Annotated in this window: 19 protein-coding genes; 15 read left to right on the forward strand and 4 right to left on the reverse strand. The window is 69.2% G+C overall.

Going from position 1 to position 25,379, the window contains the following annotated elements:
* Positions 1 to 61: 61 nt before the first annotated feature.
* Entirely contained in the window at positions 62 to 4,366 is a 4,305-nt protein-coding gene (locus ACZYVJ_RS22855; RefSeq protein WP_463833445.1) for an AAA family ATPase, read from the reverse strand.
* A 290-nt stretch (positions 4,367 to 4,656) separates the two neighbouring features.
* Positions 4,657 to 5,490 carry a thioesterase family protein gene (locus ACZYVJ_RS22860; protein WP_463833446.1) on the reverse strand — a complete coding sequence of 278 codons (834 nt, stop codon included), beginning with the start codon at positions 5,488 to 5,490 and terminating at the stop codon, positions 4,657 to 4,659.
* Between the two features lie 39 nt (positions 5,491 to 5,529).
* Here ACZYVJ_RS22860 and ACZYVJ_RS22865 point away from each other — a divergent pair, with 39 nt between their 5' ends.
* Together ACZYVJ_RS22865 and ACZYVJ_RS22870 are read left to right on the forward strand one after the other, a co-directional pair.
* Positions 5,530 to 7,062 carry a class I adenylate-forming enzyme family protein gene (locus ACZYVJ_RS22865; RefSeq protein WP_463833447.1) on the forward strand — a complete coding sequence of 511 codons (1,533 nt, stop codon included), beginning with the start codon at positions 5,530 to 5,532 and terminating at the stop codon, positions 7,060 to 7,062.
* Positions 7,059 to 10,286 carry an acetyl-CoA carboxylase family protein gene (locus tag ACZYVJ_RS22870; RefSeq protein WP_463833448.1) on the forward strand — a complete coding sequence of 1,076 codons (3,228 nt, stop codon included), beginning with the start codon at positions 7,059 to 7,061 and terminating at the stop codon, positions 10,284 to 10,286. The genes ACZYVJ_RS22865 and ACZYVJ_RS22870 overlap by 4 nt, the downstream gene beginning before the upstream one ends.
* Before the next feature lie 12 nt (positions 10,287 to 10,298).
* Here the strand turns inward: ACZYVJ_RS22870 and ACZYVJ_RS22875 are convergent, their stop codons facing one another.
* A complete protein-coding gene (locus ACZYVJ_RS22875) occupies positions 10,299 to 10,628 on the reverse strand; it encodes a PE-PGRS family protein (RefSeq protein ID WP_463833449.1) in 330 nt (109 codons plus the stop codon).
* A 133-nt stretch (positions 10,629 to 10,761) separates the two neighbouring features.
* Here ACZYVJ_RS22875 and ACZYVJ_RS22880 point away from each other — a divergent pair, with 133 nt between their 5' ends.
* The 4 genes from ACZYVJ_RS22880 to ACZYVJ_RS22895 are packed head-to-tail and all read left to right on the forward strand — an operon-like array spanning position 10,762 to position 15,105.
* Complete coding sequence (locus tag ACZYVJ_RS22880) at positions 10,762 to 11,544, forward strand: SDR family oxidoreductase (protein ID WP_463833450.1); 783 nt, start codon at positions 10,762 to 10,764, stop codon at positions 11,542 to 11,544.
* A complete protein-coding gene (locus ACZYVJ_RS22885) occupies positions 11,541 to 12,734 on the forward strand; it encodes an acyl-CoA dehydrogenase family protein (RefSeq protein ID WP_463833451.1) in 1,194 nt (397 codons plus the stop codon). The genes ACZYVJ_RS22880 and ACZYVJ_RS22885 overlap by 4 nt, the downstream gene beginning before the upstream one ends.
* Positions 12,731 to 13,834 (forward strand): acyl-CoA dehydrogenase family protein, encoded by a 1,104-nt coding sequence (locus ACZYVJ_RS22890; protein WP_463833452.1) that lies wholly within the window; start codon positions 12,731 to 12,733, stop codon positions 13,832 to 13,834. Before ACZYVJ_RS22885 ends, ACZYVJ_RS22890 begins: the two co-directional genes overlap by 4 nt.
* A gap of 56 nt (positions 13,835 to 13,890) precedes the next feature.
* A complete protein-coding gene (locus ACZYVJ_RS22895) occupies positions 13,891 to 15,105 on the forward strand; it encodes a glycosyltransferase (RefSeq protein ID WP_463833453.1) in 1,215 nt (404 codons plus the stop codon).
* Here ACZYVJ_RS22895 and ACZYVJ_RS22900 read toward each other — a convergent pair.
* Positions 15,094 to 15,843 carry a dienelactone hydrolase family protein gene (locus tag ACZYVJ_RS22900; protein WP_463833454.1) on the reverse strand — a complete coding sequence of 250 codons (750 nt, stop codon included), beginning with the start codon at positions 15,841 to 15,843 and terminating at the stop codon, positions 15,094 to 15,096. The two genes, ACZYVJ_RS22895 and ACZYVJ_RS22900, sit on opposite strands and share 12 nt — an antisense overlap.
* Positions 15,844 to 15,941: 98 nt before the next feature.
* Here ACZYVJ_RS22900 and ACZYVJ_RS22905 point away from each other — a divergent pair, with 98 nt between their 5' ends.
* The 9 genes from ACZYVJ_RS22905 to ACZYVJ_RS22945 all read left to right on the forward strand — a co-directional run bounded on the left by ACZYVJ_RS22905 (position 15,942) and on the right by ACZYVJ_RS22945 (position 25,378).
* A complete protein-coding gene (locus tag ACZYVJ_RS22905; RefSeq protein WP_463833455.1) occupies positions 15,942 to 16,742 on the forward strand; it encodes a thymidylate synthase in 801 nt (266 codons plus the stop codon).
* Between the two features lie 61 nt (positions 16,743 to 16,803).
* On the forward strand, positions 16,804 to 17,328 hold the full coding sequence (locus ACZYVJ_RS22910; protein ID WP_463833456.1) for a dihydrofolate reductase: 525 nt from the start codon (positions 16,804 to 16,806) through the stop codon (positions 17,326 to 17,328).
* Between the two features lie 71 nt (positions 17,329 to 17,399).
* Positions 17,400 to 18,134, forward strand: coding sequence for a cell division protein DivIVA (locus ACZYVJ_RS22915; protein ID WP_463833457.1), 735 nt, complete (start codon positions 17,400 to 17,402; stop codon positions 18,132 to 18,134).
* Positions 18,135 to 18,190: 56 nt separating this feature from the next.
* Positions 18,191 to 19,411, forward strand: a complete 1,221-nt coding sequence (locus ACZYVJ_RS22920) for a winged helix-turn-helix domain-containing protein (RefSeq protein ID WP_463833458.1) — start codon at positions 18,191 to 18,193, stop codon at positions 19,409 to 19,411.
* Positions 19,411 to 20,814, forward strand: a complete 1,404-nt coding sequence (locus ACZYVJ_RS22925; RefSeq protein WP_463833459.1) for a class I SAM-dependent DNA methyltransferase — start codon at positions 19,411 to 19,413, stop codon at positions 20,812 to 20,814. The genes ACZYVJ_RS22920 and ACZYVJ_RS22925 overlap by 1 nt, the downstream gene beginning before the upstream one ends.
* Positions 20,811 to 21,944: a restriction endonuclease subunit S gene (locus ACZYVJ_RS22930; RefSeq protein ID WP_463833460.1), complete on the forward strand. Its 1,134-nt coding sequence runs from the start codon at positions 20,811 to 20,813 to the stop codon at positions 21,942 to 21,944. Before ACZYVJ_RS22925 ends, ACZYVJ_RS22930 begins: the two co-directional genes overlap by 4 nt.
* 10 nt (positions 21,945 to 21,954) lie before the next feature.
* Entirely contained in the window at positions 21,955 to 22,707 is a 753-nt protein-coding gene (thyX, locus tag ACZYVJ_RS22935) for an FAD-dependent thymidylate synthase (protein WP_463833461.1), read from the forward strand.
* A 72-nt stretch (positions 22,708 to 22,779) separates the two neighbouring features.
* Complete coding sequence (gene dapA, locus ACZYVJ_RS22940) at positions 22,780 to 23,682, forward strand: 4-hydroxy-tetrahydrodipicolinate synthase (protein WP_463833462.1); 903 nt, start codon at positions 22,780 to 22,782, stop codon at positions 23,680 to 23,682.
* A gap of 19 nt (positions 23,683 to 23,701) precedes the next feature.
* Positions 23,702 to 25,378, forward strand: coding sequence for a ribonuclease J (locus tag ACZYVJ_RS22945; protein ID WP_463833463.1), 1,677 nt, complete (start codon positions 23,702 to 23,704; stop codon positions 25,376 to 25,378).
* Position 25,379 lies beyond the last annotated feature (1 nt).

A 25,379-nucleotide genomic window follows, 5' to 3' on the forward strand; every position in this document is an offset into this window, starting at 1 on the left:
ATGAGACAAATACCACACTCGCGCAATCACTTCAGCAAAGTTTCAAAAGTGGGGTAGTGCATTACTTGTTCAGCAGTGCCACCTCTTGACCAGGGGTCATCTCACCGCGCGCCACCGCGTCGCAGTGCGCCAGATGCAGCGGCGCGACGGGATCGTCGGGCAGCAGCTCGCGACAGCGTTCGAAGGCGGCGCGAGCGCCATCGACGTCGCCCGCGTCGAAAAGTGCGAAGGCCTCGTCGAACGCCGGCTGCGCCGCGCGTTTCGCGGCGCGAAGCGGAGCCGAATCCTCGTCGTACACTTCGTAAATCGTCACCGGCCGGCGTCGGTTGACCACCATGACGCGCTCCATGCGACGGACTTTGAACGGATCCGACGCAGCGAGGCGCTGGTACGTGTGATCGGAGATGAGCAAGGCGGATCCGTAGCGCTTGTTGGTGCTCTCGATGCGTGCGGCCAGATTCACCGCGTCGCCGATGATGGTGAGCACCATGCGATTCACCCCGCCGACGAGCCCGACTCCGACCATCCCGGTATTGATGCCGATTCCCGCCCGCAGTTCTTCGGATCCGGCTGCTTTTCGCTCCCGGTTGTGCGCGCGCAAGGAGCGCAGCATCGCCAGTCCCGCCCGGACGGCGTCGGGTTCGGACTCGAAGACGGCGACGATCTCGTCCCCGCGTACGTCTTGAATCATGCCGTTGTAGCCGATGATTGGGAGTTCGACGGCACGCAGAAAACCCATCGCCAGGTTGCTCGCCTCGGAGACGTTCATGTCCTCGATCATGGTTGTGTAGCCACGGATGTCGCTGATGAGCACCGTCATCTCGCGCTCGACCCGGTAGCCGTTGCGGACGCGGCGAAGGTCGTCGATGTCGAGGATGCGCAGCAGTTCGTTGGGCACGAATCTCGATTGCGCGTCCATCAGGGACTGCCGGTGCTCGTCGGCGGCCCGTAGTCGCGCCTCGAGCTGGAAGTTCCACAGTGGAGCGGCGGCCTGGGCGCACAGGAAGGCGACGGCCTGCTCGTGGTCGGCGCCGAAGTGTCGGCCGGACTCGTCCTGCTCGGCGTAAATCACGCCAATTGTTTTGTTGTGCACCCTGATCGGAGCGGCGAGTATGGACGGCGCCTGATGCTCGGCTGCGACGATGACCGGCGAGCCACCGTCCAGCACGCGGCGCACGATGGCCCTGTCATAGCCAACTTCGGTCCACGGCCCCTCGACAATCGAAATGTGTCCGTGATCCTGGATGGCCCGGACCGACAGATTCTCGGCTTCGCCGGTGAGGAGCAGGACGCGGCCCGCTCCGGTGGTGTCCGCGACCGACCCCAGGATGATGTTGGCCAAGCCTTCCTGGTTCGGCGCGCCCGACAGCGCGCGGAGGAGCTGATGCGCGCCGACCGGGTCGATCCCGGTCGAACCCGTCGTAAGGTCGCGCCTGAGTAGCCAGGGGTACTCCCGCGCGAGCCGGTCCGTACGCATCGCGAAACCCAAGTTCAGCCAGCGCTGGTACGCCGATCGCAGCATGTGTTCGCGCAGCGTCGTTCGCCTGAGGTCGGCGTAGAGCGCGGCGGCTTCCTCATATGCACACGCACTGATCATGGGAAGCTGGTTTTCCTCGGCGAGTTCGATCGCTTGGTGGAGGTAGCGCTCCGCCCTGGCGTGTTGCCCCCGCGCTCGTGCCCATGCTCCCTGGATCAGTTCGTGCGGTGCCTTGTAATTTTCCGGTGCGCCCGCGGCCCATTTGCGGTGCAACGCCAGTGCCTGGTGTACGAAGGCGGCCGTCGCCCGATCCCGCGGCGCCTGCTGGATCATGCTTAAGGCGCCGATCAGGTAGATGAGTTGTGAGATCGCGGTGCCGGCGAGACCGCCGAGATGCTCGATCGCCTCCGGCGTGGCGGCGAGCGCCCCGGCGTAGTCGCCGCACCAAAAGTGCAGGCCCTGCATCCGGGCCGCGGCCGAGCTCAGCGCCACCTCGTCGCCTTCGCGGCGGGCCGCCTCCAGCACGTCTCGCTCGTCGTAACCGCTCTCGCCGGCGAGCAGGAAGGGATCGGCGCTGCGGCCCATCAGGTTGAGGCAGAACTGGTGCGTGGCCTGGCACAGGGCGCTGGGCACGGGCTGGGAACGCACGTGCGGGATCAGTGAGCTGGCGAGGGCGTCGATCTCCGCGAGCGGACGGCCGGCCCAGAATGACTGGGAAAGCAGGACCGCGACCAGGTATCCGGCGTACTCCTGGTCACCTTGGTCGAGGGCCTCCTCGGCGCTGGCGCGCAGCTCGCTGAGGCCGTCGCGGAGGGGGTGTCGCCAGTGGTGGATGTAGCCCAGATGCATGAAGACCGTTTGCGGCCGCGTCTCCCGGTATTCCGGGCGCTCCGCCAGCTGCATGCCTACTTCGCCGAAGCGCTGCCCGCCCGCGTGGTCACCGGCCAACACGAGGACGATCCCGTAAGCCGCGACGACCAGCGGCGAGGACGGCGTGTGCCCGTGGGCCAACGTGAGATCGAGTTGCTTGCGCACCAGCAAGGGCAGGAGGTTGGGCCGGACGAGGACCGCCAGGCTGCACAGTTCGACAAGAACCCGGTGCAGCGCGATGACCTTCTGGTCGTCGCACTGCGGCAATGCCAACAGCCGCTCGTTGCTCCAGCGGCGCATCGTCAGCCTCATCCGCACGACGGCGTTGGCCATGCGCGGCGTGCCCGCGTCGGTCGGCACCCTTTCGCCGAGCTCGGCGAGCGCTCGCAACCCGATCTCGAGCGCCTCCTGGAGACGGTTCTCTGCTACGCGGCCTTTCAGCCGGAGGTAAGCGATGCGCGCGCGGTCCGGTGGGTCGCGCAGGATCTCCTCGGCTTCGTCGAGTAGCGAATTCAACGCCGGTACGTCACCCACCAGCAACGCGAAGTCAGCGGCATCGAGCTGCAGCTGCCGGGTAAGGGCGAAGTGAGCGGCCCAGCGCTGCCCACCGAGCAGGTCCAATGCGTCCCGGCAGTAGTTGAGCGCCAACGGAAATGAAGCCTGGGCCCGCGCCTTCTGCGCCGCACGCCGCAACACCTCGACGAAACGAACGCGGTCGGCGTCGTCGGTGAGTCCACGTCCGCCGATGCCGAGGTGGCGCGCGGCCTCGAACAACCGGTCGTCCTCCTGCTCGACCAGCCACCGACCGATCCGCAGGTGTGTCGTGCGGACCTCGTCGTCGGACAGGCCGACTCGCGCCGCCTCGGTCACCCGGTCATGGCTGAAGCGGTACCGGGCGTCGTGACTGATCGCGTTGGCGATCCGTCTGCCGCCGCTGTCGACGGCCTCGAGCAGACGAAGCTCGAGGCACGCCCAGAGCGCCTGGGCCACCACATCGGGCGGCTGCGCGGCCGCTGCCGTGGCGTCGTTCAGGTCGAACTCGCCGCCGAAGCACGACAGCGAGCTCAACACCGACCGATCCTCCGGACTCAGCTGGCCCAGGTAGCGGCCGAGAAACTCCGCGGCCGTGGCAGTGACCTCGAGCGACGCCAGGACGCGCAGGTCCCAGCCGGGCCGCCCACCCTGCCCCACCGGGATGAGTGCGCCTTCGCGTTGCGCGCGGTACAGCAGCTGACGGACCTGCAGTGGGTTGCCGCCGGTCCGATGGTGGAACTCGGCGGCCACGTCGCCCAGCTCCACGCTCTGGCCGCACACGTCGGCCAGCAGCTCCTCGACGTCTTCGGGGGCCAGCGGTTGCAGTTCGATGGTGGTGAGGTTTTCCGATTTGATGCCCCCGGCGTCCGGGTCGAACTCACCCGCGCGGTGGCCGCCGACCACCAGGACGTTGCGAAGCGACACCGTCAACAGCTCGGACAACAGCAGCAGCGTGTCTCGGTCTGCCCACTGCAGGTCATCGATCGCCAGCACCACCGGACGGTAGGACGCCGTGGTCGACACCAGCAGGATGGCAGCGCGGTGCAGACGACGGCGAGCATCCGCCGCATCGAGATTGGCGTCAGTCGAGGCCTCGCCGAGCACCGGCGCCAGTTCGGGCACGAGTGGCGAGAGGACGCCCGCAAACCCCGACATCTCACTGACGAGGTCGGCACGCCAACGATCACGCTCCGCCGGGCCGGTGGCCTCCATGGTGCGGACAACCGAGCTCAGTGCGTCGGCCAACGCCGAGTACGGAGCCGGCCCGCCGTCTCGGCACCTCCCGTAGGCGAATACACAGTCGCGACGGGAGATCTCGACGCCGAACGCCTGGATGAGCGTCGACTTGCCCACCCCTGGGACCCCGCTGAGCAGGACGCATCCTCCGCTGACCCGTTCGGCCGTCGCCACCGCGGTCCGGAGTTCGCTGAGCTCCTGCCGTCGGTTGGCCACCCGGCCGTCGAGGTCCAGTACCGGGGTCGTCACGGTCCGGCGCACTCCGTGCTGAGCGCCGTCCGCCGGATGGCGCTGCAAGGGAATGGCGACTCGGAGCGCATGTGCATGGCGGTTTCCTCCAAGGGAAATGTCCACCCACCGGAGCGACGGTCCCCCGCTGCGGGACTGTGCAGATCCGTCCGGCGCGTAGTGCACAGCAGCATAGCCCAATACCAGGCGCATTCCGAGACTTACAGTCTCGGGGTAGGGTCGCCGCGCAGCTAATGGAGTGACGCCCGCCGCGCAGCTAATGGAGTGACGCCCGCCGCGACGCTGACGGATCAGGCGTAGGTCGGCTTGAAGGCGTCGGCCGGTTGGGCCAGGGCCAGCGCCGAGCTGGTGCCGATCGGCCCGTGCCGGTCGAACAGCGTCGCGGCGCCGGTGGCGACCCCGGCCCAGCCGTAGTGGCTTTGGGCGGCCAGACCGAGGAATTCACCGTCGGGCAACCGGCTCGCGGTGACGGTGTAGTCGGCGTTGATGTAGCGCAATCCGCCGGTGCCCCAATGGGTGAGCGAGCTGGTGATGTCGCCGACGAAGGCCAGGCGGGTGAACGGCGTGAGAGGGTGGCCGTGCACCATCGGGCGAAACAGCCAGGCCCAGGCGAACTTCTGGGAATGGGTCTGCTCCCATTCGCCTGCGGCGATTCCGGGGCTGCCTTCCGACGTGGCCCCGTAACCCCAGATGAGGAACGGCATGTTCGCGGGGAAGCCGTCGGAGGACGTTGGGAGCGGCGGCATCTGCGCGGGGGACGACCACACCTGCCCGTCGGGATGATCGCCGCGGCGCAGGAACAGCGCGCTGGCCCGCGCGACGATGGTGCCGTTCTGCACCAGGCTGCCGTCGACCAGCTTGATGCGCCGGCCCTCCCGCTGCACCGACGTCCGGATCTGCACCGGCTCCATCAGGGCCGGGCGCAACAGGTCAACGGTGAACCGGGCGGGCTGCAGGTCCGTGTCGATACCGGATTGCTCTATGCCCCAACCCAACAGGCCACCGACGATTTGGCCGCCCATGGCCGCGCCCCACGGGCCCTGCGTCATCTGGCCCGGAACATAGGAGTCGCCGTCTACAGTGAAAAACGCCTCGGGCATGATGGCGGAATCCTCGATCGTCACCGCTATCACGATAGGGCAGCAGGATAGTAAGGACCGGGCATGCCTCCAGTGATCGAAATGTCGCGCGGCCGCAACCCGTTCCCGCTGACCGGCGTCTCACGCGGCTCCGACGGCATCCCGCGCTATGACGAGCTCCCCGCCACCCTGCTGGACATGCTCGCCGAACAGGTTGACGCCCGACCGGACGCCGAAGCCCTGGTCGAGCTGGGGGCGAACCGGCTGACCTACCGGCAGCTCTGGGACCGGGCGGCGCGTGTGGCCGGCGGGCTGCGCGCCGGCGGACTGAAGCCGGGTGACCGCGTCGCGGTGCGTTACCCCGCCGGAATCGACTGGGCGCTGGCGTTCTGGGGCACCGTGATGTCCGGTGGCGTTGTGGTGGCGGTCAATACGCGATCGGCGCAACCCGAGGTCGAGTTCGTGCTGTCCGACTCCGGTGCGCACGTGGATCTGGCGCCCGGCGCCGCGCTGCCCGACGGGCAGCCCTATGTCACCGAGCAACTCGGCCGCGCCGACACGGCCGCCCTGTTCTACACCTCGGGCACCACCGGCCACCCCAAGGGCGTGCCGACCACGCATGAGGCATTCCTGACCAACACCGAGAACGCGATCCGCTGCCTGCGGCAGCCGCGGGATCTCGGCGAGGCGATGCGCACGCTCATCTCGGTTCCGCTGTTCCATGTGACCGGTTGCAACACGCAGCTGCTGGCTGCGGCCCGGCTGGGCGGAGCCTCGGTGATCATGCCGGCGCTCAACCTGGACGGGTTGCTCACCGCGCTGACCGCCGAGCGCGTTTCAGTGATGGTCACCGTCCCGGCCGTCTACTCGTTGTTGTTGCGGCACGGTGGTTTTGCGACGCTCGATGTGTCGAACGTGCGGTGGGTGGGCTACGGCGGCGCGCCGATCGCCCCGTCGCTGGTGCGCTCGGTGAAGGACGCGTTCGGCCACGCCACGGTGTTCAACGGCTATGGCATGACGGAGACGGCATCGCTGATGACGGTGCTGCCCGACGACGAGGCCGTCGAGCACGCCGACTCCGTCGGTTACGCCGTCCCGTCGGTGGATCTCGGGGTGATCCCGTTCGGGGACGACCCCGGCGTGGGCGAGTTGGTGGCGCGGGGCGCCAATGTGACTGCCGGCTACTGGAATCGGCCGGAGGCCACCGCCACCACCTTCGCGGACGGCTGGCTGCACACCGGTGACGTGGTGCGCGTCGACGACGCGGGCCGGGTGCACATCGTCGACCGGCTCAAGGACATCATCAACCGCGGGGGCGAGAACGTCTCCAGCGTCGAGGTGGAGGCCGTGCTGCTGGCGGCACCCCACGTCGCCGACGCCTGCGTCCTCGGGGTTTCCGACGACGTGATGGGGGAGAAGGTGGGGGCGGTGTTGTTCGGCGGTGACGACGAGATCGACGTGCCTGCTGTGCTCGACCACTGCCGCAGCCAGCTGGCCGACTTCAAAGTGCCGCAATATGTCACGGTGGTCTCTCATGCGCTGCCGCGCAACGCCGGCGGCAAACTGCTCAAGGCCAGGATGCGCGAGCAGGTCCAGTGGGGCGAGCCGCTGCGATGAACGCGAGCCTGCTGGTCGCCAACCGCGGCGAGATCGCACTTCGAATCATCCGCACCGCAATCGAATTGGGCATGCGAACGGTAGCGGTCTACGCCGAGGACGATGCGGACAGCCCGCACGTGCACGCGGCCGACGAGGCGATCGGTCTGCCGGGCGCCGGCCCGCGGGCCTACCTGGACCAGACCGCCATGCTGGCGGCGGCGAAAAGCTCCGGCGCGAGCCTGATCCACCCCGGTTACGGGTTCCTCAGCGAGAACGCCGAATTCGCCAACGCCTGCGCGGCCGGCGGCTACACGTTCGTGGGTCCCGACGCCCGGGTGCTGGAGTTGCTCGGCAACAAGACGGCGGCCCGTGGCGCCGCGGTGGCCGCCGGGGTGCCGGTGCTGCCCGCGACCGAGGGGCCCAGCAGCGTCGAGGACGTCCGGGCATTCTTCGCCGCGCAGGCCGGCGGCATCATGATCAAGGCCCTCGCCGGCGGCGGAGGGCGCGGAATGCGCAAGGTGCACAGCGCCGATCAGATCGACGACGCCTACCAGCGCTGCGCCGCGGAAGCGCAGTTGGGCTTCGGTGACCCCGCGTTGTTCGCCGAGGCGCTACGCACCGACGCCCGCCACATCGAGGTGCAGGTCGTCGCCGCGCCGGCCGGACACCAGACCCACGCACACGCCGTCGGCGACCGCGACTGCAGCATCCAGCGGCGCTACCAGAAGCTGGTCGAAATCGCTCCCGCCCAAGGCCTTTCGGACGAAGTACGGCGGGCTCTGCACCAGGCGGCGGTACGGCTGTGCGCCCGCGTGGGCCTGCGCGGGCTGGCCACCGTCGAATTCCTGGCTACCGGCGAGGAATTCGTCTTCCTCGAGGTCAACCCACGCATCCAGGTCGAGCACACCGTCACGGAGGAAACCACCGGGCTCGACCTGGTGGCCGTCCAGCTGGCCATCGCCGGCGGAGCGTCCTTCTACCAGCTGGGGCTGGCATCCGGAATCGCCTCCGACGGCCTGGAAGTCATCGGCGAGCCGGCCGCTCGCCGCGGCATCGCCATTCAGCTCAGGGTCAACTCGGAGACCTTCGGGCCCGACTTCTCCGTCGTTCCCACTGCGGGCACGCTCACGGCGTTCTCCCCGCCGAGCGGCCCCGGCGTGCGCGTCGACACGTACGGCCGGGCGGGTCTGGTGATAAGCCCCCAGTACGATTCGCTGCTGGCCAAGCTCATCGTGGACGTGCACGGATCATCGTGGCAGGCGGCGGTGCGCAAGGCGCGCACCGCGCTGGCCGAGTTCGGCATCGAGGGCGTCCACACCAACATCGGACTCCTGCGCGAGCTGCTGACCGACGACCAGATCGAATCCGGTTGGGTGAGCACCGGTTTTCTCGACGAGAGGCTACCCGAATTGGCCCGGGCCGCGCAGTCTCACCAGCAGGAACCGCGGGTGGCGGCGGTCGAGCTCTATCCCGGCGAGGACGCGCTGCGGGCGCAGATGGCCGGCACCGTGGTCGAGGTGGCGCCCGAGGGAACCGAATACGCCGCGGGCGGCCAGCTGGCTGTGCTGGAAGCGATGAAGATGCAACACGTGCTCGTCGCGCCGGACGCACTGCGAACCGTCCGGGTTCTGGTCACGCCCGGGCAGGTGGTCGGGACCGGGGACCCGCTGCTGGTCTTCACCCGCACCGCGGCGACCGTCGACGACGAGTCCGTCTCGGCCGCAATGGATCTGGACCGGCCGCGGGCCGATCTGGACGAGGTCGTGCACCGGCATTCCCTGACGCTGGACGAGGGCCGCCAGGCCGCGGTTGCCAAGCGGCACAGCCGAGGTCGGCGAACCGCGCGGGAGAACATTGCCGACCTCGTCGATCCAGACAGCTTCGTCGAATACGGTGCGCTGGCGATTGCGGCGCAGCGCAGCCGCCGCTCCGAAGAGGACCTGATCGCCAACACCCCGGCCGACGGACTGGTCGCCGGCCTGGCCACCATCGGCGCGGACCGGTTCGGGCGGCCCGCGGCGCAGGCCGTCGTGGTGTCCTACGACTACACCGTGCTGGCCGGCACGCAGGGCATGCGCAACCACGCCAAGACCGACCGCGTGTTCGACCTGGCCGCGCGGAAACGGTTGCCGGTGGTGCTGTTCGCCGAGGGCGGCGGGGGCCGGCCGGGCGACACCGACGTCGGCGGTGCCGCCGGGTTGGACGTCCCGACCTTCCGGATGCTGGCGGCACTGAGTGGGAAAGTGCCGCTGGTGTCGGTCGTGTCGGGCCGGTGCTTCGCCGGCAACGCCGCGCTGGCCGGTGTCTGCGACGTGATCATCGCGACACCGGACGCGAACATCGGGATGGGCGGCCCGGCGATGATCGAGGGCGGCGGGCTGGGCGTGTATCCGCCGGAGGCGATCGGGCCGATCGGGGTGCAGCGCCGCAACGGCGTGGTCAGCCTTGTCGCCCGGGACGAGTCGCACGCGGTCGCTCTGGCCAAGCAGTACCTCTCGTACTTTCAGGGCGCTCTGAGCGACTGGACGGCGCCCGACCCGCGGCTGGCACGGCATGTGGTGCCGCAGAACCGGTTACGCGCCTACGACGTGCACCGGGCCATCGAGTCGATCGTCGACGTCGGTTCGGTGCTGGAGCTGCGGCCGGACTACGGCGTGGGCATCGTCACCGCGCTGGTGCGCGTCGAGGGAGAGCCGTACGGGTTGATCGCCAACAGCACCCATCACCTGGGCGGCGCCATCGATCCCGAGGCGGCCGACAAGGCGGGCGACTTCCTCGCCCTGTGCGAATCGTTTGGGCTGCCGGTGATCTCGTTGTGCGACACCCCGGGCTTCATGGTCGGGCCCGACGCGGAGATCCAAGCGGCGGTTCGCCGCTTCGGCCGGATGTTCATACTGGGCGCCCGGCTGACGGTGCCGCTGGGAATGATCATCCTGCGCAAGGGATATGGGCTCGGCGCGATGGCGATGGCCGGCGGTTCCTTTCGCGCGCCGCAGTTCACCGTCGCATGGCCGACGGGCGAGATCGGCGGCATGGGCCTGGAGGGCGCCGTGCGCCTCGGGTTCAGCAAGGAGCTGGCCGCCGCAGGCGATCCCACCGAGCGACAAAGCCTGTTCGAGCGCCTGGTGGCCGCGGCCTACGAGCACGGCAAGGCGCTGCGGGCGGCCACCACGTTCGAACTGGACGACGTCATAGACCCAGCAGCCTCCCGGGCCTGGATCACCAGGCTCTCGGGAGGCTGACGGGTTCAGCGATTACGCGTGGCCGGAACCGCAGCCGACGCCCGGCAGACATCCGGTGCCGCCGGGGATGCCACCCGGGCCCGCGTTCTGGCCGCCGGAGCCGCAGCCGACGCCGGGCACGCAACCCTGGCCGCCCGGGCCGCCGCCGGGACCGTTGAACTGGCCACCGGAGCCGCAGTTTCCATTGGCGTCGCAGCCGCCGCCGCCCGGGTCGTCCTTGAAGATCACGTGGGTGGGCGCGGGCGAAGTGGCGGCTGGTCCGGCGACGTAGACGTCAGCAGCGGCCGCAGGCGCGGCGGCGATGGCCGCAGCGACAGCCCCGGCGACAACCAGCGGTTTCATGAGTGTCAATTTCGATAACATGCGCGTGGCATACCACCTCAACACATGTCCAAAACATCGTGAATAAAATTCGACAGCAACGAAGTCCCGCCTGCCCTACGGCGGCTGCCACCGCGACGGAAGGCCCAACGCCATGACCTCACAAGATCTGACCGGCCGCACCGCGATCATCACCGGTGCGTCGCGCGGAATCGGGCTGTCGATCGCCCAGGAGCTGGCGGCCGCGGGGGCCAACGTGGTGCTCACCGCGCGCAAGCAGGAGGCCGCCGATGAGGCCGCCGCCCAGGTGGGGAAGCAGGCCCTCGGGGTGGGCGCCCATGCGGTCGACGAGGACGCCGCGCGCCGCTGCGTCGAGCTCACGCTGGAGCGATTCGGCAGCGTTGACATCCTGATCAACAACGCCGGAACCAACCCGGCATACGGTCCGCTGATCGACCAGGATCACGCCCGTTTCACCAAGATCTTCGACGTCAACCTGTGGGCCCCGCTGCTGTGGACCTCACTCGTGGTCAAGTCGTGGATGGGTGAGCACGGCGGGGCGATCGTCAACACGGCCTCGATCGGCGGCTTGCACCAATCGCCGGCGATGGGAATGTACAACGCCACCAAGGCCGCGCTGATCCATGTGACCAAGCAACTGGCGCTGGAACTTTCGCCGCGCATCCGGGTCAACGCGATATGCCCGGGGGTGGTCCGCACCCGGCTCGCCGAGGCGCTGTGGAAGGACCACGAGGACCCGCTGGCGTCGTCGATCGCGCTCGGGCGCATCGGGGAGCCGATCGACGTGGCCGCGGCCGTCGCCTTCCTGGTCTCCGACGCGGCCAGCTGGATCACCGGCGAGGCCATGGTGATCGACGGTGGCCTGCTGCTGGGCGCCGCACAGGGATTCCAGTCCGCACCGGGCGGCGGGCGATGACCGCCGCCGTCGATACCGCCGAGCTGGACGGGCGGGTGCAGGCACTGCTCGACGAGCACGATCCGGCAACCAGCGACCCACGGGATTTCCTTGGCGCGCAGTACGACGCGGGGCTGGCCTGGGTGCACCTGCCGCACGGTTTCGGCGGGCTGGATCTGCCGCGCACCGCACAGGAGCGCGTTGATGCCCGGCTGGCCGCGGCCGGTGCACCGGTGGGCGGTACGCGCAAGAATTACATCGGTATGGGCATGGCGGCGCCGACGATCGCGGCGTTCGGAACCGACGAGCAGAAGCGAAAGTTCCTGCGCCCGTTGTTCACCGGTGAGCAGATCTACTGCCAGCTGTTCAGCGAACCCGGCGCGGGATCCGACCTGGCCGGGGTGGCCACCCGTGCGGTGCGCGACGGCGACGACTGGGTTGTCAACGGGCAGAAGGTGTGGACGTCGCAGGCGCAGCACGCGCAGATGGCCATTTTGGTCGCCCGGACCGATCCGGCCGTGCCCAAACATCATGGGCTGACCTACTTTCTCTGCGACATGACGCAACCGGGCGTCGATATTCGGCCGTTGCGCCAGATCACCGGCGAGGCCGAATTCAACGAGGTGTTCCTCACCGACGTCCGGGTGCCCGATGCGAATCGGCTCGGGCCGGAGGGCGGCGGCTGGCGGGTCGCCACCACCACCCTCAACAACGAACGCGTCGCGATCGGGTCGCGTGCGGGGGTTCCCCGGGAAGGGGGTCATATCGGCAAGGTCGCCGCTGCCTGGCGCGACGAGCCGGTGCTGCGCAACCCCGCGATGCACGACCAGCTGATGCGGCTGTGGGTTGAGGCGGAGGTCCTCCGGCTGGCCGGCGAACGGTTGAGGCAACAGGCGGCCACCGGTCAGCCCGGACCCGAGGGGGCCGGCATGAAGGTGGCATTTGCCAAGCTGGCGCAAGCGATTTCGGGCTTCGAGATCGAGCTGCACGGCGAAGCCGGACTGCTCTACGATGACTGGACCATGCGCAGGCCCGAGACGGTCGACCTGGTCGGTCGCGGCCCCGGCTACCGCTACCTGCGGGCGCGCGGCAACTCGATCGAGGGCGGTACGTCAGAAATCCTGCGCAACACCATCTCCGAGCGGATCCTCGGCCTGCCGGGTGAACATCGTGTCGACAAAGACGCCGCCTGGAAGGATTTGCCCCGATGAGCGCGCACACCGCCGACCTGCTCTACACCGACACCGAAGAGGCGTTGCGGGCCGGCGTCCGTCAGCTGTTCGCCGAGCGGTGCACGTCCGAATCGGTGACGCGCCTCTATGACCAGCAACCGCAGGACTTTTCGGGCGTATGGCGCACGCTGGCCACCGAACTGGGCGTGGCCGGCCTGCTGGTTCCGGAATCGCTGGGCGGCGCCGGCGCGAGCGCCCGCGAGGCGGCCGTGGTCATGGAGGAGATCGGCCGGGCCGTCGCCCCGGTGCCGTTCCTGTCCAGCGCGGTGCTCGCCACGATCGCGCTGCTGCGTGCCGGTGACACCGAGACCGTGTCGGCGCTGGCCCAGGGCGAGCTGACGGCGGCGTTGGTGGTGCCGCTGTCGAGCGCACCGGGCGACCCGACTGGGGACGTCAGCGGCGGCGCCGACGGGCTGAGCGGGTCGGTCACCAGCGTGGCCGGCGCCGACCCCGCCGATGTGCTGGTGGTCCCGGTCGCAGGGAGCGACGGGCTCGAGCTGCATACCGTCGCTCGCGACGCGGCGGGCGTGCAGATCTCCCCGGCGCTCGCGCTGGACATGACCAGACCCCTTGCCGCCGTGTCTTTTTCGGGTTCCCCGTCGTCCCGGGTCGGGGTGGGCGACGAGCCGGTCACCGAAGCCATCCGGACCGGCGCGGCCCTGTTGGCTTCCGAGCAACTCGGGGTGGCCCAATGGTGCTTCGAGACCACGCTGGAGTACGTCAGGGAGCGCAGGCAATTCGGCCGGACGATCGGGTCCTACCAGGCGATCAAGCACCGGCTGGCCGACCTGTGGTTCGAGGTCGGCGCGGCGACGGCCGCGGCCCGCTATGCGGCCGACACCTGCGCCGGCGGCGGCCCCGACGCGGACGCGGCGGCGGCCATCGCGCAGGCCTACTGCAGCGATGTCGCTGTGCACGCCGCCGAGGAGTGCGTGCAGCTGCACGGCGGCATCGGGATGACCTGGGAATATCCCGCGCACCTGTACCTCAAGCGGGCCAAGAGCGACCAGTTGGCATTCGGCACCGCCTACCGTCACCGCGCCCGCCTGGCCGAATTGGTCGATTTGCCGGCGTTCTGACCTGCGGCGCCCGCCGACGGTAGAGTTTGCCGACCGAGCAGGTGGGAGTGGCGCGAATGCGGGTGTTGCTGTCGGCGTACGACTCGCGCGGGGGCGTCGAGCCGTTCGCCGCGCTCGCGGTGCACTTGCGGGCGCTCGGCGTCGACGCGCGGGTGAGCGCGCCGCCGGATACCGAATTCGTTGAGCTGCTGGCCCGCGTCGACGTGCCGTTGCTGCCGTTCGGCGCCTCACTGCGGGCGATGAAGACTGGGCCGGCGCCGTCGGAGGCGGACCTGCGCCGGCACCTGGACGGGCTGATCGCCGTGCAATTCGACGCCGTGGCCGCCGCGGCCGAGGGCTGCGATGCGCTGGTGGTGGCCGGCTTTCCGCCTGCCGCCGCGGCCGCCCGATCGGTGGCCGAAAGCCTGGGGATCCGCTACGTCTACGCCAGTTACCAGCCCACCATCCTGCCGTCGCCGCACCACCCGCCGCCGACGTACGCCAGCGGGCCGTTCCCGCCCGGCACGGTCGACAACCGGCTGCTGTGGCAACTCGACGGCCGACACATGCAGGAGCCGTTCGGCGCGACGCTCAACGGTCACCGGGCGGCGATCGGACTGCCGCCGCTCGACAACCTGCGCGACTACGCGCTGACCGACCGCCCGTGGCTGGCGACCGATCCGATCCTGGACCCGTGGCGGCCCGCGGACCTCGACGTGGTGCAAACCGGCGCCTGGCTGCTGCGCGACGAACGCCCGCTGCCGGCCGAGTTGGTCGAATTCCTCGACTCGGGAGCACCGCCGGTCTATGTGGGGTTCGGCAGCATGCCGATGCGCGCCTCGCAAGACGTCGCGCGCACGGCCATCGAGGCGATCCGCGCGCAGGGCCGCCGGGCCGTGGTCTCGCGCGGCTGGGCCGACCTGGCCCCGATTGACGACCGGAACGACTGCCTGGCCGTCGGCGACGTCAACCACCAGGCACTGTTCGCGCGGGTCGCCGCCGTGGTCCACCACGGCGGAGCCGGCACCACGACGACGGCCGCCCGGGCCGGCGCGCCGCAGGTCGTGGTGCCCCAAGGGGCCGACCAGCCCTACTGGGCGACCCGGGTGCGCGACCTGGGCATCGGTGCCGCCCATGACGGTCCCGTCCCGACCACCGAGTCGCTGTCGACCGCGCTCAAGGCGGTCCTGACCGACCAGACGTGCGAGCGGGCAACATCCGTGGCCGCCAAGATCCGCACCGACGGCACCGCGGTGGCCGCGACGCTGCTGATGACCGCGCTAACGCGGTAGCGCCGACGCGAACAGCTCCGTCATCGCGTCCCAATGCCGCTCGGCCGCGGCGGCGTCGTACGGCGCGTTATCCGGAACCGCGAATCCGTGACCGGCCGAATACCACTCGATCGTGTGCTCGACGCCGGCCGCCGTCAGCGCCTTGTCGAGCTGCTCGGCGTCACCGGCGGTGAATGACGCGTCGTTCTTGGCGCCGCCCACGTACACCGTGGCGCTCATCCGGTCGGCCAGCAGGTGCGGGCTGTCCTCGGTGTCGGTCACCAGGCCACCGCCGTGGAAGGACGCCGCCGCGGCCACCCGGTCGGGCACCCGGCCGGCCACCATCAGCGACATCCGCCCGCCCATGCAGTAGCCGCACACCCCGAATCGCTCGCCGACCACCTCCGGGCGGGCGGCCAGATAGTCGAAGAACGCGCCGGCGTCGGCGGCCATCCGGTCGGGGGTGACGCTGCCGATCATCGAGAACAGGCGCCCGCGTTCCTTCTTGTCGCTGAACACGGTCGCCATGTCGAACGGCGCCCAGTCCGCGGTGCGGTAGTAGACATCGGGAAGCAGCACGGTGTAGCCGAAGCCGGCCAGCTTGGCGGCCATCTGCTGGAATGTGTCGCGTACGCCGCCGGCGTCGGGATACATGACCACACCGGGCCATGGGACTTGGGATTCCGGGCCGTCGGGCGTGAACAGGTGCACCGTGCAGCTGCCATCGGGGGTGGTGACGACGTCGATGATGTTCGGCATGGCACCCGTTCTACTCCGCGGGCCTGGACACAGATTCATCGGCGCCGACCCGCCGCGCCCGGCTCCGCCGCGCTTGCGATCGCCGCTAAGCTGGCGGCGTGCCGATCCCGACGCCCTACGAGGACTTGCTCCGCCTGGTGCTGGATCAGGGAACGGCCAAATCCGACCGCACCGGCACCGGAACCCGCAGCCTGTTCGGTCAGCAGCTGCGCTATGACCTGGCGGCCGGTTTCCCGCTGCTCACCACCAAGAAAGTGCACCTCAAGTCGGTCATCTACGAATTGCTGTGGTTCCTGCGCGGCGACTCCAACGTCGCCTGGCTGCACGAGCACGGCGTCACCATCTGGGACGAATGGGCAAGTGACACAGGCGATCTCGGGCCGATCTACGGCGTGCAGTGGCGGTCCTGGCCGACACCGTCGGGCGAGCACGTCGATCAGATCACCGCGGCCCTCGACCTACTGCGCACCGACCCCGACTCGCGGCGCATCATCGTGTCGGCCTGGAACGTCGGCGAAATCCCGCGGATGGCGTTGCCGCCGTGTCACGCGTTCTTCCAGTTCTACGTGGCCGACGGGCGGCTGAGCTGCCAGCTCTACCAGCGCAGTGCCGACCTGTTCCTGGGTGTGCCGTTCAACATCGCCAGCTATGCGCTGCTGACGCACATGATGGCCGCCCAGTCCGGCCTCGCGGTCGGCGAGTTCGTGTGGACGGGCGGGGACTGCCACATCTATGACAACCATGTCGAGCAGGTGCGGTTGCAGCTGAGCCGCGACCCCCGGCCGTACCCGGAACTCGTTCTGGGTGCCCGGGATTCGATTTTCGATTACACCTACGACGACGTCGTCGTAAAGAACTACGACCCACATCCGGCGATCAAAGCCCCAGTCGCTGTATGAAGCGCGCCGGCCACCGGGCCGGCTCGGGCGGCTTGCAAGCCGGGATCAAGGAGTAGCGCGTATGACCGAGGTGGGCCTGGTGTGGGCTCAGTCGACCTCCGGCGTCATCGGGCGGGGTGGCGACATCCCCTGGAGCGTGCCCGAAGATCTTTCCCGGTTCAAAGAGGTGACGATCGGACACCCGGTGATCATGGGCCGGCGGACCTGGAACTCGTTACCGGCGAAGGTGCGCCCGCTGCCGGGCCGGCGCAACGTCGTCCTGTCCCGCGACACCGGCTTCGTCGCCGACGGGGCGCAGCTGGCCGGGACCATGGAGGAGGCCCTCGCCCACGCCGCGTACGACCCCGAGACGTGGGTCATCGGCGGCGAGCAGATTTATTTGCTGGCGCTGCCGTACGCCACCCGTTGCGAGGTCACCGAGATCGAAATCGATTTGCGGCGCGACGACGACGACGCGTTGGCGCCGACGCTGGACGACACTTGGGTGGGTGAAACGGGGGAGTGGCTCGCCAGCCGCTCGGGGCTGCGGTATCGCTTCCACAGCTACCGTCGGCCCTCCGCGCACCCGTTCGCGCCCACGGCCTGACCTGACATACTCGGACCCGGGGCGGGTCGCACAGCGTCAACCAGGCGTTCGGAGAGAAGGGGGAATTGGCAGTGAAAACCGAACCCGTGAAGACGTTTTCTCGAAAATTCATGGGCTACGACGCGGCCGCAGTTAATGCCCACATCGAGATGCTGACCACCAAGCAGCAGCTGCTGCTTGACGACGTCGCGAGCCTGCGGGCCCGGCTGCAGGAAGCCGGCGATCAGACGGCCGCGCTGCGCAAGGAGGTGGCCGCGCTCACGGACACCTCGCCGTCGCCGCACGCGGTGCAGCAGCGGATGGCGAAAATGCTGAGCCGCGCGGTCGACGAGGTGGCCGAGATGCAGGCTGAGGCGCGGGCCGAAGCCGATGCGCTGATCGCGGCGGCCGAGGCCGAGGCCGAAGCCGCGGAGCGCAAGCGCGACGAGGTGCTCGCCGACATGGCCACGCAGCAGAAAGCCCTGGAAACCGAGTACCAGGAGACCAAGGAGAAGCTGGACGCCGAACTGGCCGAGATGCGCGCCGAAACGCAATCGGCGATCGAGGAGGCGCGCCGGGACGCCGAGCGGGAGTGCGAGCAGCTCCTCGGCGACGCGAAAAAGGGCGCCGACCATTATCGGGAGAAGGCCCGGCGCGCGGTGGACGAGGCGACGGCCAAGCGCATCAAGATCCTCGAGCAGCTGATGGGCGTGTACCGCGACCTCGACGAGGTTCCGAAGGCCCTCGATGCGGCCTACGAGGAACAAGGCGACTCGGACGACGAAGGCGTGTTGAAACCGCTGGACCGCAAGGTCGCCGCCGGCTGAGCCCACGCTGGCCTGGCCGCCAAGGGTTGTCGCACCCAAGAGGTATCCTCAGCGCCGTGCCAACCCGCAGGCTATCGGCCACCCAAGCCCGGCGGATAGCCGTTGCGGCCCAAGGATTTACCGACCCCCGGCCCGGTGGCGAGATCACCCGGGCGCACTTGAAGCGGCTTATCTCCAGAATCCAAGTGCTGCAACTGGATTCGGTCTCGGTAGCGGTGCGCGCGCACTATGCCCCGGTGTTCAGCCGGCTCGGCCCCTACGACCGTGACGTGCTCGACCGCGCCGCCTGGGGCCCGCGGTCGTCGCGGCTGCTGGCGGAGTACTGGGCGCATGAGGCCGCGCTGATGGCGGTCGAGGACTGGCCGCTGTTGCGCTGGCGGATGCGCCAGTACCGGCATGGCCGGTGGGGCACCCACATCGTCAAGGCCAACCCGCGGCTGGCCGACGAGATCGTCGCCGCCGTCGCCGAGCTCGGACCCAGCACGGCGGGGCAGATCGAAGCGCATCTGGCCGCCGAGCCGCGACGGAAAAAAGGAACCTGGTGGACCCGCAGCGACACCAAGTGGGTGGCCGAGGCACTGTTTTCCGCCGGAGTGCTCACCACGGCCACCCGGGTGGGCTTCGCTCGCCACTACGACCTGGTGGAGCGGGTGCTGCCGGCCGCCGTGCTGACCCGCGAGGTCGACGACGACGAGGCGATCCGCGAACTCACGCTGCGGGCCGCCAGCGCGCTGGGGGTGGGTACCGAGGCCGATATCCGCGACTACTTTCGGCTGTCGGCCCAGCAGGTCAAGCCGGCGATCGCCGCGTTGGTGGCCACCGGTGACATCGAACCGGTCGACGTCGACGGGTGGTCGGCGCCGGCCTACCTGCGGGCAGGCCGCACGGTGCCCCGCGCCGACCGCGGCACCGCGCTGCTGTGCCCGTTCGACCCGCTCATCTTTTTCCGCCCACGCGTCGAGCGATTGTTCGAATTCCATTACCGCATAGAGATTTACACCCCGGCCGCCAAGCGGCGGTACGGCTACTACGTGTGGCCGCTGCTGATAGACGGTCGGCTGGTGGCGCGGGTCGACCTCAAGGCCGACCGCGCCGCCAACTCGCTGCGGGTGCTCGGCGCGTTCGGCGAGCCCGACGCGCCAAAGGCCCGCGTGGCCGCGGCGCTGACCGGTGAACTCGAGTCCATGGCGTCCTGGCTGGGCCTGGGCGGATTCAGCGTCGCCGGGCGCGGCGATCTGTCCGGCGAGTTGCGCGCGGCGGCCAAACGGGTCAGCTGATGCCGGCGCCGACGTCCAAGGAGCTCAAAGCCACGCTGTGGAAGGCGGCCGAAAAGCTGCGCGGATCCCTGTCGGCAGGCGAGTACAAGGACGTGATCCTGGGGTTGGTGTTCCTCAAGCACGTCTCCGAATCGCACTGGAAAGCATTGGCGGACAACGTCACATCCGATGACCCCGGCCGTCTGGCCGACGACGCGATGGACGCCGTGATGACGGCGAACCCGGCGCTGGCCGGGACGCTGCCCCGGCTGTACGAAAAGCTCGACCCGCGTCGCCTCATCGAGCTGGTGACGGTGCTCGACGGCGCACTTATCGGCGGCGGCGGGCGGGCCGGGGACCTGATGGGCGAGGTGTACGAGTACTTCCTGGGCAATTTCGCCCGCGCGGAAGGCCGGCGGGGCGGCGAATTCTTCACCCCACCCAGCGTCGTGCGGCTGCTCGTCGAGGTGCTCGAACCGACCGGCGGTCGCGTGTATGACCCGTGCTGCGGCTCGGGCGGGATGTTCGTGCAGACCGAACACTTCATCGCCGAACGCGACGGCGATCCCGCGAAAGTCACCGTCTACGGCCAGGAAAGCGTCGAGCAGACCTGGCGGATGGCGAAGATGAACCTCGCCGTGCACGGCATCGACAACTCGGGCCTGGGCGCGCGGTGCGCCGACACGCTAGCCACCGATCTGCACGCCGGCGTGCAGATGGACTACGTGCTGGCCAATCCGCCCTTCAACATCAAGGATTGGGCCCGCGACGAGGACGACCCGCGGTGGCGCTTCGGCGTTCCGCCCGCGACCAACGCGAATTACGCCTGGATTCAGCACATCCTGTCCAAGCTGGCCCCGGGCGGCACGGCCGGCGTGGTGATGGTCAACGGCTCGATGTCGTCGACCGCGATGGGTGAGGGCGACATTCGGGCCCGGATCATCGATGCGGACCTGGTGTCGTGCATGGTCGCGCTGCCCGCCCAGCTGTTCCGCAGCACCGGAATACCGGTGTGCCTGTGGTTTTTCGCCATGACCAAGGCGCACCGGCCGGGGCAGGTGCTGTTCATCGATGCGCGCGGCCTGGGCTACCTGGTGGATCGGGCCGAGCGCGCCCTGACCCGCGAGGAGATCGCCCGGATCGCTGACACCTACCACGCGTGGTCGGGCACTGCGTCGGCCCTCGCCAAAGGTCTTGCCTATCAAGATGTTCCGGGGTTTTGTCAGTCCGTGTCGGTGGACGCCATCAGGGCCGCGGGCTACCCGCTGACGCCGGGCCGCTATGTGGACGCACCCACCGCGCCGGACGACGGTGAACCCGTCGGCGACAAGATCACACGGTTGACCGACGACCTGCTGGACGCGCTGGACGACTCGGCCCGCACGGAAAACGTGGTGCGCCAACAGCTGAAGCGGCTGCGGTGAAGACCCTCCTGGGCGAGCACCTCGACTTCAGCACCGGAAGCAGCGCCCCGCCACGAGACGCCGCCGGGCGCGTCCCCGTCTACGGCGCCAACGGCGCGATCGGTTACGCCACCGTCCACAACGCCACCGGGCCCTTGATCGTGCTCGGCCGCGTCGGGTCGTACTGCGGCAGCCTGCGCTACTGCGACTCCGACGTCTGGGTCACCGAGAACGCGCTGGTGTGCCGCGCCAAAGACCCGCGAGAGACCCGGTATTGGTATTACGCCCTGCAGACCTGCCGGCTGGCCGATCATCGATCCGGATCGGGGCAGCCCCTGCTCAACCAGAGAATCCTGAACGACGTTCCGGTGTGGGCCGCCGCCGCGCACGAACGGTGGCGGATCGCCGGACTGCTGGGCGCTTTCGACGACAAAGTCGCCGCCAACGACCGGGTGATCGACACGGCGGAACGCCTGATGGTCGCCCTCGCGGAATCGGCACCGGATCGGGTGCGGCTGTCCACCCTGGCCACCCGGTCGACGGCGACCCGCAACGTCAGCGAGTTCGACGCGCGCCTCGCCCACTTCAGCCTGCCCGCGTTCGACGACGGGGCGACACCCCGTATGGCCGGCGCGGCGCAGGTGCGCAGCGCCAAGCTGCTGCTGACCCAGCCGTGCGTCCTGTTCGCGAAGCTGAACCCGCGGATCCCGCGGATCTGGAACGTGGTGGGCCTGCCGTCGGACATGGCGGTGGCCAGCACCGAGTTCGTCGTGCTGCTGCCGGCCGGCATCGATTCCTCGGCGCTGTGGTCGGCGCTGCGGCAACCCGACGTCTCGCAGCGGCTGCAGCGGCGGGTCGCGGGAACCTCGGGCAGCCATCAGCGAATTCAGCCTCGTGACCTGCTGGACGTGTCGGTCCCCGACGTGCGCCGGTTGAGCCCCGAGGCGCTGCGGACGATCACCGGGTTGGGTGCGCTGTGTCACGCGCGCCGCACCGAAAACGCCCGGTTGTCGGGGCTGCGCGACGCGCTGCTGCCGTCGCTGGTCTGCGGCAGGGTGCGGGTCAGAGGCGCCGATCCGCCCGGCACGCTTGAGGCGGATTGCCCGGCTTCTCCTCGCGCCGTTCCACGGCGCGCATCGTCGCCGGGCTAAGGTGAGCGCCGTGGCCGAGATCGCGCCGCTGCGCGTGCAACTGATCGCCAAGACCGACTTCTTGGCGCCGCCGGACGTGCCGTGGAGCACCGACGCCGACGGCGGCCCCGCGCTGGTCGAGTTCGCCGGCCGGGCCTGCTATCAAAGCTGGTCGAAACCCAACCCCAAGACCGCGACCAACGCCGGCTACATCAAGCACATCATCGACGTCGGCCACTTTTCGGTGCTCGAACACGCGAGCGTGTCGTTCTACATCACCGGCATCTCGCGATCGTGCACACATGAGCTGATCCGGCACCGGCACTTCTCCTATTCGCAGCTGTCCCAGCGCTACGTCCCGGAGAAGGACTCGCACGTCGTCGTGCCGCCAGGCGTGGCAGACGATCCGGAACTGCAGCAGATCCTGGCCGCGGCCGCCGACGCCAGCCGCGCCACCTACACCGAATTGCTGACGAAACTCGAAGCGAAATTCGCCGACCACCCGAATGCGGTGCTGCGGCGCAAGCAGGCCCGCCAGGCCGCCCGCGCCGTACTGCCCAACGCGACCGAAACCCGCATCGTCGTGACCGGCAACTACCGGGCGTGGCGCCACTTCATCGCCATGCGCGCCAGCGAGCACGCCGACGTGGAAATCCGGCGGCTCGCCATCGAGTGCCTGCGCCAGCTGGCGGGCGTGGCGTCCACGGTGTTCGCCGACTTCGAGATCTCCACCCTGGCCGACGGCACGGAGGTCGCGACCAGCCCACTGGCGACCGAAGCCTGACGCGTCGACGCGCTGCGGCGCGCGTCCACGTGGGTGCTAAATACCTTGCCGTCGCCAGGTAACCTGAACACCGTGAGCACGGTCGGATTCGACGCCCCAGCCCGGTTGGGAACCGTGCTGACCGCGATGGTCACACCGTTTCGCCCCGACGGCTTCGTTGACACCGCCGCGGCCGCCCAGCTGGCCAATCACCTGATCGACGCGGGCTGCGACGGGCTGGTGATCTCCGGAACCACCGGCGAGTCCCCGACCACCACCGACGACGAGAAGCGAGAGCTGCTGCGCGTCGTGCTGGAGACCGTCGGCGACCGGGCCCGCGTGATCGCCGGCGCGGGCACCTATGACACCGCCCACAGCGTCCGGCTGGCCAAGGCCTGCGCGGCCGAGGGCGCGCACGGGCTGCTTGTGGTCACCCCGTACTACTCGAAGCCGCCGCAGAGCGGGCTGATCGCCCACTTCACCACCGTCGCCGACGCAACCGAGTTGCCGGTGCTGCTCTACGACATCCCGCCGCGTTCGGTGATACCGATCCAGCCCGAGACCATCCGCGCGCTGGCGGCCCACCCGAACATCGTCGGGATCAAGGATGCAAAGGCCGACCTGCACAGCGGTGGCCAGATCATCGCCGAGACCGGCCTGGCCTACTACTCCGGGGACGACGCGCTGAATCTGCCGTGGCTGGCGATGGGCGCCACCGGCTTCATCAGCGTGATTTCTCACGTGGCGGCGGGGCAGCTGCGGGAAATGTTGTCCGCCTTCGCCTCGGGCGACATCGCCACGGCCCGCAAGATCAACGCCACCGTCGCCCCGCTGTGCGACGCGATGGCCCGCCTGGGCGGGGTGACGATGTCCAAGGCGGGCCTGCGCCTGCAGGGCATCGAGGTCGGCGATCCGCGGTTGCCGCAAATGCCCGCAACGCCAGAGCAACTCGACGCGCTGGCCGCCGATATGCGCGCGGCCTCGGTGCTGCGGTGACCCGAGGAGTGTCCGAGAAGTGGATGTAGACCTCGCCCCGCCAGGCCCCTTGGCCGCGGGAGGGTTGCGGGTCACTGCTCTGGGCGGCATCAGCGAAATCGGCCGCAACATGACGGTTTTCGAGCACCTGGGCCGGCTGTTGATCATCGACTGCGGCGTGATGTTCCCCACCCACGACGAGCCCGGGGTGGATCTGATTTTGCCGGATCTGCGCCACATCGAGGACCGCCTCGACGATATCGAGGCGCTGGTGCTCACCCACGCGCACGAGGATCACATCGGCGGCATCCCGTTCCTGCTCAAGCTGCGCCCCGACATCCCGGTGGTCGGTTCGAAGTTCACCCTCGCGCTGGTCGCCGCGAAGTGCCGCGAACACCGCCTCAAGCCGGTGTTCGTCGAGGTGGCCGAGGGCCAGAAGAGCACCCACGGCGTGTTCGAATGCCAGTACTTCGCCGTCAATCACTCCATCCCCGACGCGCTGGCGATCGCCGTGCACACCGGCGCGGGAACCATCCTGCACACCGGCGACATCAAGCTCGACCAGCTACCGCTGGACGGCCGGCCGACCGACCTGCCCGGCATGTCCCGCCTCGGCGACGCCGGGGTGGATCTGTTCCTGTGCGACTCAACCAATTCCGAGCATCCCGGCGTCGGGCCGTCGGAAAGCGAAGTGGGCCCGACGCTGCACCGCCTGATCCGCGGCGCCGACGGCCGCGTCATCGTGGCGTGCTTCGCCTCCAACGTTGACCGGGTACAGCAAATCATCGATGCCGCAGTCGCTTTGGGCCGGCGGGTATCGTTCGTCGGCCGATCCATGGTGCGCAACATGGGCATTGCCCGCGAACTCGGCTTCCTGCGGGTGGCCGATTCGGACGTGATCGACATCGGCGCCGCCGAGATGATGCCGGCCGACCAGGTGGTGCTGATCACCACCGGGACCCAGGGCGAACCGATGTCGGCGCTGTCGCGGATGTCGCGCGGCGAGCACCGCAGCATCACGCTGACCGCGGGTGACCTGGTGGTGTTGGCGTCGTCGCTGATCCCGGGTAACGAGGAAGCGGTCTACGGCGTCATCGACGAGCTCGCCAAGATTGGGGCCCGCGTCGTCACCAACGCCCAAGCGCGCGTGCATGTTTCGGGCCACGCCTACGCCGGGGAACTGTTGTTCCTGTACAACGGGATTCGGCCGCGCCACGTCATGCCCGTGCACGGCACGTGGCGCATGCTGCGCGCCAACGCCAAACTGGCGGCCCGCACCGGCGTGCCGGAGGAATCGATCCTGCTGGCCGAGAACGGGGTGAGTGTCGACCTGGTGGCGGGGAAGGCTTCGATCGCCGGTGCGGTGCCGGTCGGCAAGATGTTCGTCGACGGCCTGATCCAAGGCGACGTCGGCGATATCACCTTGGGCGAGCGCCTCATTCTGTCGTCGGGTTTCGTGGCGGTGACCGTGGTAATCGCGCGCGGCACCGGGCGTCCGGTCGCCCCGCCGCAGCTGCATTCGCGCGGATTCTCCGAGGATCCCAAGGCGCTCGAGCCCGCCGTGCGCAGGGTGGAGGCCGAGCTGGAAGCGCTGCTGGCCGAGAACATCACCGATCCGAGCCGCATCGCGCAGGGCGTACGGCGCACCATCGGCAAATGGGTGGGCGAGACCTACCGCCGCCAGCCGATGATCGTGCCGACCGTCATCGAAGTCTGAC

Source organism: Mycobacterium sp. IDUB_3 (assembly GCF_055419585.1).

Excerpts from the sequence above, each read along its gene's own strand:
- ACZYVJ_RS22895 (WP_463833453.1), top strand. The coding sequence starts at position 13,891 with ATGCGGGTGTTGCTGTCGGCGTACGACTCGCGCGGGGGCGTCGAGCCG.
- ACZYVJ_RS22890 (WP_463833452.1), top strand. The coding sequence starts at position 12,731 with ATGAGCGCGCACACCGCCGACCTGCTCTACACCGACACCGAAGAGGCG.
- ACZYVJ_RS22870 (WP_463833448.1), top strand. The coding sequence starts at position 7,059 with ATGAACGCGAGCCTGCTGGTCGCCAACCGCGGCGAGATCGCACTTCGA.
- ACZYVJ_RS22910 (WP_463833456.1), top strand. The coding sequence starts at position 16,804 with ATGACCGAGGTGGGCCTGGTGTGGGCTCAGTCGACCTCCGGCGTCATC.
- ACZYVJ_RS22875 (WP_463833449.1), bottom strand. The coding sequence starts at position 10,628 with ATGAAACCGCTGGTTGTCGCCGGGGCTGTCGCTGCGGCCATCGCCGCC.
- ACZYVJ_RS22880 (WP_463833450.1), top strand. The coding sequence starts at position 10,762 with ATGACCTCACAAGATCTGACCGGCCGCACCGCGATCATCACCGGTGCG.
- ACZYVJ_RS22865 (WP_463833447.1), top strand. The coding sequence starts at position 5,530 with ATGCCTCCAGTGATCGAAATGTCGCGCGGCCGCAACCCGTTCCCGCTG.
- ACZYVJ_RS22900 (WP_463833454.1), bottom strand. The coding sequence starts at position 15,843 with ATGCCGAACATCATCGACGTCGTCACCACCCCCGATGGCAGCTGCACG.
- ACZYVJ_RS22885 (WP_463833451.1), top strand. The coding sequence starts at position 11,541 with ATGACCGCCGCCGTCGATACCGCCGAGCTGGACGGGCGGGTGCAGGCA.
- ACZYVJ_RS22925 (WP_463833459.1), top strand. The coding sequence starts at position 19,411 with ATGCCGGCGCCGACGTCCAAGGAGCTCAAAGCCACGCTGTGGAAGGCG.